The 8,600-nt window shown below is 71.5% G+C and carries 5 protein-coding genes and 1 pseudogene; 2 read left to right on the forward strand and 4 right to left on the reverse strand.

Features of this window, described 5'->3' with window-relative positions:
- The first annotated feature begins 14 nt into the window (after positions 1 to 14).
- Both polA and V7D28_RS11385 read left to right on the forward strand, forming a co-directional pair.
- On the forward strand, positions 15 to 2,876 hold the full coding sequence (gene polA / locus V7D28_RS11380; RefSeq protein WP_333587507.1) for a DNA polymerase I: 2,862 nt from the start codon (positions 15 to 17) through the stop codon (positions 2,874 to 2,876).
- Positions 2,877 to 2,899: 23 nt separating this feature from the next.
- Positions 2,900 to 3,799 (forward strand): DUF1206 domain-containing protein, encoded by a 900-nt coding sequence (locus V7D28_RS11385; protein ID WP_333587502.1) that lies wholly within the window; start codon positions 2,900 to 2,902, stop codon positions 3,797 to 3,799.
- 12 nt (positions 3,800 to 3,811) lie between these two features.
- On the opposite strand, the gene V7D28_RS11390 is transcribed toward V7D28_RS11385, so the two are convergent.
- The 4 genes and pseudogenes from V7D28_RS11390 to V7D28_RS11405 all read right to left on the reverse strand — a co-directional run.
- A complete protein-coding gene (locus tag V7D28_RS11390; protein WP_333587503.1) occupies positions 3,812 to 4,591 on the reverse strand; it encodes a metallophosphoesterase family protein in 780 nt (259 codons plus the stop codon).
- Positions 4,592 to 4,675: 84 nt separating this feature from the next.
- Positions 4,676 to 6,418, reverse strand: a complete 1,743-nt coding sequence (locus V7D28_RS11395; RefSeq protein ID WP_333587504.1) for an SLC13 family permease — start codon at positions 6,416 to 6,418, stop codon at positions 4,676 to 4,678.
- Complete coding sequence (locus V7D28_RS11400; RefSeq protein WP_333587505.1) at positions 6,415 to 8,058, reverse strand: DUF389 domain-containing protein; 1,644 nt, start codon at positions 8,056 to 8,058, stop codon at positions 6,415 to 6,417. Before V7D28_RS11400 ends, V7D28_RS11395 begins: the two co-directional genes overlap by 4 nt.
- 44 nt (positions 8,059 to 8,102) lie before the next feature.
- Positions 8,103 to 8,600 (reverse strand): annotated as a pseudogene (locus V7D28_RS11405) (methyl-accepting chemotaxis protein); the annotation flags it as partial.

Consider the following 8,600-nt stretch of genomic DNA (forward strand, 5'->3'; position numbering starts at 1 on the left):
CCTATCTTCCGCGGATGACCGACACGCTCGACGCCGCCCCGCTTCCCGACCTGCCGCGGACGCCCACTCAGGATGGGCCGCCTGTGCGGCTCTATCTGGTGGATGGGTCGGGCTATATCTTCCGCGCCTATCACGCCCTGCCGCCCCTGACGCGCAAGAGCGACGGCCTGCCCATCGGGGCGGTCTCCGGCTTCTGCAACATGCTGTGGAAGCTGCTGGTCGACATGCGCGCCCAGGCCGATGCGCCGACCCACCTGGCGGTGGTGTTCGACCATTCGGAGAAGACGTTCCGCAACGACCTCTACGACCAGTACAAGGCCCACCGCCCGCCGCCGCCGGAGGACCTGATCCCTCAGTTCCCCCTGGTGCGCGAGGCGACGCGGGCGTTTGGCGTGCCCTGCCTGGAGCTGCCCGGCTATGAGGCCGACGACCTGATCGCCGCCTATGCCTGCAAGGTGCGCGACGCCGGCGGCGAGGTGACCATCATCTCGTCGGACAAGGACCTGATGCAGCTGGTCGGCGACAGCGTCTTCATGCTCGACACCATGAAGAACCTGCGCATCGGCCGCGAGCAGGTGATCGAGAAGTTCGGCGTGCCGCCGGAGAAGGTGGTCGACGTCCAGGCCCTGTGCGGCGATTCCGTCGACAATGTGCCGGGCGCGCCGGGCATCGGCATCAAGACCGCCGCCCAGCTGATCAACGAATACGGCGACCTCGACACGCTGTTGTCCCGCGCCGAGGAGATCAAGCAGCCCAAGCGCCGCCAGACCCTGATCGACTTCGCCGACCAGATCCGCCTGTCGCGCGAACTGGTCCGGCTGGACTGCAACACCCCCCTGCCGGAGCCCATCGACGCGCTCGTGGCCGACGCCCCCGACCCCGCCCAGCTCATCGCCTTCCTGGAGGAGATGGAGTTCCGCACCCTGGCCCGCCGGGTGGGCAATGGCTCGGGCGAGGCGCAAGGCGCAGCCGCCCTGGGCGCCACCGTGGCCGCCCCGCGGGCGCCGGCGGCCCCGGAAAACCACGTCATCGACGTGAACGGCTATGAATGCGTGCGCGATGTGGGGACGCTGGAGGCCTGGATCGAAAAGGCCCGCGCCGCCGGCGTGGTGGCCTTCGACACCGAGACCGACGCGCTCTCCTCGGCCAGCGCCAATCTCTGCGGGGTGTCGCTGGCCGTGGCGCCGGGCCAGGCCTGCTACATCCCGCTGGGCCACGAGGAGCTGGACGGTCTGGCCCTGGAGGCGCCCAGCGACCTGACCCAGATTCCGCTGGGCGTGGCCATGGAGCTGCTCAAGCCCATGCTGGAGGACCCCGCCGTCCTCAAGGTGGCCCAGAACGCCAAGTACGACCTGGCCGTCCTGTCCCGCCACGGGGTGCGCGTGGCGCCGGTGGAGGACACCATGCTCATCTCCTATGTGCTGGAGGCGGGCCTGCACGGCCACGGCATGGACGAGCTGTCGCGCCTGTGGCTGGGCCATGAGCCCATCCCCTTCAAGCAGGTGGCCGGGACGGGCAAGGCGCAGAAGAGCTTCAAGCATGTGCCCCTGAAGGAGGCCACCTGCTACGCCGCCGAGGACGCCGACGTGACCTTGCGGCTCTATCAGGTGCTGAAACCCCGCCTGGCCGCCGAGGGCCTGGCCACGGTCTATGAGACGCTGGAACGCCCCCTGGCGCCCGTGCTCGCCGACATGGAGGTGGCCGGCATCGCCGTGGACCCGGCGCGCCTGCGCCTGCTCTCCAACGACTTCGCCCTGCGCATGGCCGAGTACGAGGCCAAGGCCCACGCCCTGGCCGGTCGGCCGTTCAACCTGGGCTCGCCCAAGCAGATCGGCGAGGTGCTCTATCAGGAGATGGGCCTGGCGTCTGGCCGCACCACGGCCACCGGCGCCTCGTCCACCGACGCCTCGGTGCTGGAGGAGCTGGCCGCCCAGGGCCACGAACTGCCGCGGGTTCTGCTCGACTGGCGCCAGCTCTCCAAGCTGAAGGGGACCTATACCGACGCCCTGGTGGCGGCCATCTCGCCGGAAACGGGCCGGGTGCACACCTCCTTCGCCCTGGCCTCCACCACCACGGGGCGGCTGTCCTCCTCCGACCCCAACCTGCAGAACATCCCCATCCGCACCGAGGAAGGGCGCAAGATCCGCCAGGCTTTCGTGGCCCAGCCGGGCCATGTGCTGATCAGCGCCGACTACAGCCAGATCGAGCTGCGCATCCTGGCCCATATGGGCGACATCCCGCAGCTCAAGCGCGCCTTCCAGGAGGGCCTGGACATCCACGCCATGACGGCCTCGGAGATGTTCGGCGTGCCCATCGAGGGCATGCCCGCCGAGACGCGACGGCGGGCCAAGGCGATCAATTTCGGCATCGTCTATGGCATCTCGGCCTTTGGGCTTTCCAACCAGCTGTCCATTCCGCAGGACGAGGCGGCCGCCTATATCCGCACCTATTTCGAGCGCTTCCCCGGCATCCGCGACTATATGGACCGGGAAAAGCACCGGGTGCGCGCCCAGGGCTTCGTCAGCACCCTGTTCGGCCGCAAGGTGAACATCCCCGATGTGCGGGCCAAGTCCGCCGGCCAGCGGGCCTTCGCCGACCGGGCGGCCATCAACGCCCCCATCCAGGGCACCGCCGCCGACGTCATCCGCCGGGCCATGATCCGCATGCCCGGCGCGCTGGCCGCCGAGGGGCTCGCCGCCCGCATGCTGCTGCAGGTGCATGACGAACTGGTCTTCGAGGCGCCGGAGGCCGAGGCCGACGCGGCCATCGCCGTCATCACCCGGGTGATGGAAAGCGCCTCCGAACCGGCCGTGGCCTTCAGCGTCCCCCTGGTGGTGGAGGCCCGCGCCGCCGCCAACTGGGACGACGCGCACTGACCTGACCGGGCGGAACCTGGGCCTTGGCGCCACGTTCCGGCCCGGCCATGGCCACGCCCTCCGAACACGACGCCGAGACCGCCGTCCGCCAGACCCTGAACTGGCTGAAGGCCGCGCCGCTGGGGGCGCTGGCCCAGCTGGCCTGCCGCCTGGGCTACGGCGCCCGCGGCTTTGTCTATCTCAGCATCGGCGCCATCGCCTTCATGGCCGCCTTCGAGCTCGCCCCCCGGGCCGAGGGCTCCCTGGACGCCATCCAGGCCTGGGCGGAATGGCCCCTGGGCGTGGTCCTGCTCTGGGTGATCGGCCTTGGCCTCTATGGGTTCGCCGGCTGGAGGCTCCTGCAGTCGGTGTTCGACGCCGACCGGCAGGGGCGCAGCCTCAAGGCGGTGCTGACCCGCGCGGGCCAGGCGATCAGCGGCGCGGTCTATGCCAGCCTGGGCTTTTCGGTGTTCGGCGCCCTGGACACCCTGGAAGACCTCACCGAGCCCGACGACCAGGCCGCCGAACAGCAGGCGGCGGAGCAGGCGCTCACCATGCCCGGCGGGGAATGGCTGGTGGTGGGTCTGGGCGCCTTCATCCTCGCCGCGGGCCTGGCCAATCTGGTCAAGGCCGCCCGCGGGGGCCTGGCCGACCGGCTGGTCTGCGAGGACGCGCTCAGCCGGGCGGCGGGCTCGCTGGGCCGCATCGGCCACGCCGCCCGGGGCCTGGCCTTCGTCACCGCCGGCCTCATGCTGGGCCGCGCGGGCCTGCACGCCCGCGCCGAGGAGGCCGCCGGCCTGGGCGAAGCCTTGCAGGCCCTGGAGCGCGCGCCCTTCGGCTCGCCGCTGCTGGCCCTGGTGGCTTTGGGTCTGGCGGCCTTCGGCCTCTTCGCCCTGCTGGAAGCCCGCTACCGCACCATCCCCGCAGCCGAGGTGGTGGACTAGCCGTCCCGGCGATCAGGCCGCGGCGCGGGCGGTCTTGGTCTGGATGATGGCCTGGGTCTCGCCGTTCAGGCGCACGGCGGTGAGCACGCCGGTGGCGTAGGCGCCGGTGTCCAGCCCCAGGCGATGGGGGGTGAGCTGGGGCTCCTCCATGGGCGTATGGCCATGGACGATGATCTTGCCGAAGGGTCCGGGCGCCTGCAGGAACTCGCCGCGGATCCACAGCAGGTCCCGCTCGGCCTGGGCCTCCAGGGCCACGCCGGGCCGCACGCCGGCATGGACGAAGGCGTAGTCCCCCACCTCGGTGATCAGGTCCAGCCCGTGGTAGAAGTCCAGGTGAGGCCTGGGCAGGATTTCGGCGAAGGCCTCCCGCGCCCGGGCCCAGGCCTCGGGATCGGTGCGCGTGGCCGGCGGCTGCACCCCGTAGGAGGCCAGCGTCGCCGAGCCGCCATGTTCGGCCCAGGTGGAGCCGAAGCCCGGCTCCTCAAGGAAGCGCAGCAGGGCCTCTTCGTGATTGCCCTTCAGCGCCCGGACCTCGAAGGCCGGCTCTTCGGCCAGGCGGAGCACCGTCTCCACCACCTCGCGCGAGCCTGGGCCCCGATCCACATAGTCGCCCAGGAAGATCAGCACCGGCTGGCGGTCGGGCGCCTGGGCCTCGGCGTCCCGGGCGATCTGGCGCACCAGGGTCTCCAGCAGGTCGTGGCGGCCATGGACATCCCCGATGGCATAGACCAGCCGCCCCTCGGTGGACGGGGGGGCCTTGGGCGCGCGCTTGCCGAAGAGTTTTGAAAACAACGGGGTATCCCTGCCGTGGACGTCGGACCCATAGTTGCGGGGGCCTGACGCTCCGCGCAAGGGCGAGCCCTGATTATCCCGCCCTCAGCTATAGACCATCGAGATGAAGGCCGCCGAGGTTGTCACCACCAGGATGGAGAGCAGGGCGCCCACCTTGGCGTAGTCTCGGAACTTGTAGCCGCCCGGCGCCATGACCAGCAGGTTGTTCTGGTGGCCGATGGGGGTCAGGAAGTCGGACGAGGCGCCGATCAGCACCGCCAGCAGCATGGCGTCGGTGGGCACGCCCAGCTGATTGGCCAGGCCGATGGCCACCGGCCCCATGATCACGGCGGTGGCCACATTGTTCAGGAACAGCGACAAGAGGATGGTGGCGCTGGCGATGGCCACGCAGGCCACGAACAGCGAGGCGCCGCCCAGGCCCGTCCCCAGCCAGTCGGCGACGATGCCCGCCGCCCCGCTGGTCTGGAAACTCTGGCCCACCGGGATCATGGCCGCCAGCAGCACGATGGCCGGCCAGTCGATGGAGGAATAGATCTCCTTGGAGGGGAGGAAGCGCAGGGCCGCCAGGCCCGCCGCCGCTCCGGCGAAGGTCAGCGCCGTGGGCAGGCCGAAGCCCACCGCCGCCACGACGGCGGCCAGATAGATGCCCACCGCCAGCATGGCCCGCCGGGGCGCCACGGTGGTGGCGGCCTTGCGGTTCAGCTCCAGAAGGCGGCCATAGCGCAGATAGGCGTCCAGGCGCTCGGCCGGTCCGTGGACGACGATCTGGTCGCCGGCCCGGATCTCCATGGCGCCGAGGGGACCATCGGCGCCCGCGGCCCGCGGGCCCGCCGCCACCACGCGAAGCTCCCGGTCGGTCTCGGCGGGAATGGTGTCATAGGGGCGGCCGATGAGCGGCGAGCCATGGGCCACCGCCACCCGGGAGGTCACCGCGTCGGCGGCCTGGGAGCGTTCCACGGTGAGCTCGCAGCCCACCTTGCGGGCGAACTCCCAGGGATCCAGGGCCGTGACCACCAGGATGCGATCGGTGGAGGTCAGCCGGTCGACCTTGTCCAGCTTCAGCCGGCGATGCCGGCGCACCACGGCCAGCACATGGGCGCCGGCCTCCTTGATCTGGGCGAAAAGCTCCTCGGGGCTGGGCTCGGTCTCGGCCTCGGGATCGGCCTTGGGCGGGATCAGTTCAAAGACGTTGCGCCCGCCGCCGGCCACCTCATCCCCTTGCCGCTTGGGGGTCAGCCGCCAGCCGATCAGGCAGAGATAGAGCAGGCCGACGCCCGCCACCGTGGCGCCCACGGGCGTCATGGCGAAGAAGCCGAAGGGCTCGCCCACCTCTTCCCGGCGGATGGAGGACAGGATCAGATTGGCCGGGGTGCCGATCAATGTGGTCATGCCCCCCAGGATGGTGGCGAAGGCCAGCGGCATCAGGCCGGCGCCGGGGGGCAGCTTGTTGGCCCGGCAGATGCTGGCCACCGCCGGCATGGTGATGGCCAGGGCGGCGATATTGTTCATGAAGGCCGACAGCACCGCGCCGGCCAGCAGCAGGATGGACAGCTGAAGCGGGAAGGGCGCGCGCAGGGCGGCCAGCCGCTCGGTGGCGGCCGAGGCCACGCCTGTCAGCTCGATGGCCCGGCCGATGATCAGCACGGCGGCCACCACCACCACGGCGGGATCGGAAAACCCCTGCAGGGCCTGATCGGGCGTGACCAGGCCCAGGATCAGACAGGCGCCCAGGGCGGTGACCGCCACCAGGTCGTGGCGCACCTTGTCCCAGGCGAACAGCGTCAGGGCCAGGATCAGGACCAGGCCGGCCAGCAGGGCGTCGCTCACGCGGCGGGCTCCTGACCGGCGTCGGAGGTCGCTTCCGGCGGCTGTTGCGGCAGGCCGCGCGGCCGCACCCGGGCGAACCACAGGCTGGACGGCGGCTCAGGCGCCGTCTCCGGGACGTTCGTCCCCACTTCGATGTCGCGCAAGCCCAGGGCCTCCAGCCGATCCGCCACAGCCTGGGCGCGGGCCTGCGCCACCGCAATGTCACGGGGGCGAGGTCCACGGGGACCGGGACTGGCCGACCCAACGACCAAGGCCCCGCTGAGGTTCCAGCGTCGCAGGGCCCAGGCGATGAGCTCCAGGTCCCGCTCGGCCGCCGGCGTAAGCGTGCTGGCGGCCTCGGCGAAGGTGATGGCCGGCAGGGGCATGTAGGGCGGGGCGATCTCCAGCCGCACCTCGGGCAGGAAGCGCTGGGCGGCGGCCTCGAGGGCGGCGTAGTCGTCGAGGGCGGCTTCGCCCTCCAGCCGGACGGCGGCGCTCAGGCGACCAGCCTGCGGGGACTGGATGACCTCCACCGTGGCGACCCCGGCCAGCATGTCGCGCAACCGCTGTTCGGGCGTCGGGCGCGCCGGCCTGGAGGTGGCGAGCGCCCGATTGGCCAGGGCGCCCCCCGACGGGTCGGCGCGGGGCAGGCCGTCGGCGGTGAGGATCTGCTCGATCTGGATCAGGGGGTCGCCCCCCAGGATCTCGGCCAGCCGGGTCTCGGCCCGGCTCTGGAAGCGGCTGGTCACCACCACGGCGCGCACCTCGCGCGTCGCCCCGGCCGTGGCGCGCACCTGCAGGTCGGTGATCAGTTGGTCGCTGGTCTCGAAGACCTGAGCGATCGCTGCGCGCACCCGGGCGGTTTCCCGGGCCTCCACCACGATGTCGCGCAGGGAGACGGCCAGCGGCAGGGACAGGACCAGCAGGGTGGCGGCCAGCGCCAGCTCCTCCCAGCGTCGCCGCGTCCGTGCCACCGGGCTGAATCCGTAGCGGCGCGCCACCACGAAGACCGCGCCCAATATGGCCACCACATTGGTCAGGAAGAGCAGGAAGGCGCCGCCGGCCGTGTTCCAGGCGCCTGTGGCCAGGCCATAACCCACCACCGCCAGGGGCGGCATCAGGGCCGTGGCGATGGCGACGCCAGCCACCACGCCGGGGCGCTTGGTGATCAGAACATAGGCCCCGACCACGCCAGAGAGCATGGCCACCACCAGGTCGAGCAGGGTGGGGCGGGTGCGGGCCAGGATCTCCGGGGTCACGTCCTTCAGCGGCGAGGCCCAGACGATGAGCGCCGAGGCGGCCACCGAGACCGCCGCGCCCAGGGCCAGGGCCAGCGCCGAGCGCTCGAACGCCCGGGCGTTCAGCCGCGCCACGGCCATGCCCATGCCCATGATCGGCCCCATGAGCGGCGAGATCAGCATGGCCCCGATCACCACCGCGGCGGAGGACTGCAGAAGGCCCAGGGCCGCGATCCCGCAGGAACAGAACAGCAGGGCGAAGTAACCGCTGGTGATGCGGGCGCCCTCGGCCACCTCGGCCTCGATCTGCAGGCGATCGGCCTCGGAATGGGGGGCCGCGCGGTTCTTGAGCAAGGCCCGCAGGCGGATGAGGCTGAGGCGGGCCAGGGCGCGCAGGCGCAGGGTGCTGATCGGCGGCGTCATAACCGCCGCTTAGCGCATAGGCGGGCGGCCGTCGCCCGGGTTCAGGCCGCGCGGGCGGCCTTCGTCTCCCTCGTCCCGCCGTCCGGGGCGCCGAACTCGAACCGCGACACGCTTTGCGCCAGCAGACGCGCCTCCTGGGCCAGGGCGTGGCTGGCCGCGGTGGTCTCTTCCACCATGGCCGCATTCTGCTGGGTCACCTGGTCCATCTGGTTCACCGCGGTGTTCACCTCGCTCAGGCCGGTGGCCTGTTCCTGGGCGCCGGCGGCGATTTCGGAGACCAGGCTGTCGATCTGGGCCACCTGGGCCACGATCCGTTGCAGGGCCTCCCCGGTCTGGCCCACCAGGGTCACACCCTGTTCCACCTGCTGTGAGGAGGTGCTGATCAGGGCCTTGATCTCCTTGGCCGCGTCCGCCGAGCGTTGAGCCAGGGCCCGGACTTCCGAGGCGACGACGGCGAAGCCGCGACCGGCGTCGCCGGCCCGGGCGGCTTCGACGCCCGCGTTGAGCGCCAGCAGGTTGGTCTGGAAGGCGATCTCGTCGAT

The sequence above is a fragment of the Phenylobacterium sp. genome (genome assembly GCF_036723115.1).
In the GTDB taxonomy this organism is placed as follows: domain Bacteria; phylum Pseudomonadota; class Alphaproteobacteria; order Caulobacterales; family Caulobacteraceae; genus Phenylobacterium.

What these genes read in the sequence shown, in the direction of transcription:
- polA (WP_333587507.1), top strand. Translation starts at nt 15, where the DNA reads ATGACCGACACGCTCGACGCCGCCCCGCTTCCCGACCTGCCGCGGACG.
- V7D28_RS11400 (WP_333587505.1), bottom strand. Translation starts at nt 8,058, where the DNA reads ATGACGCCGCCGATCAGCACCCTGCGCCTGCGCGCCCTGGCCCGCCTC.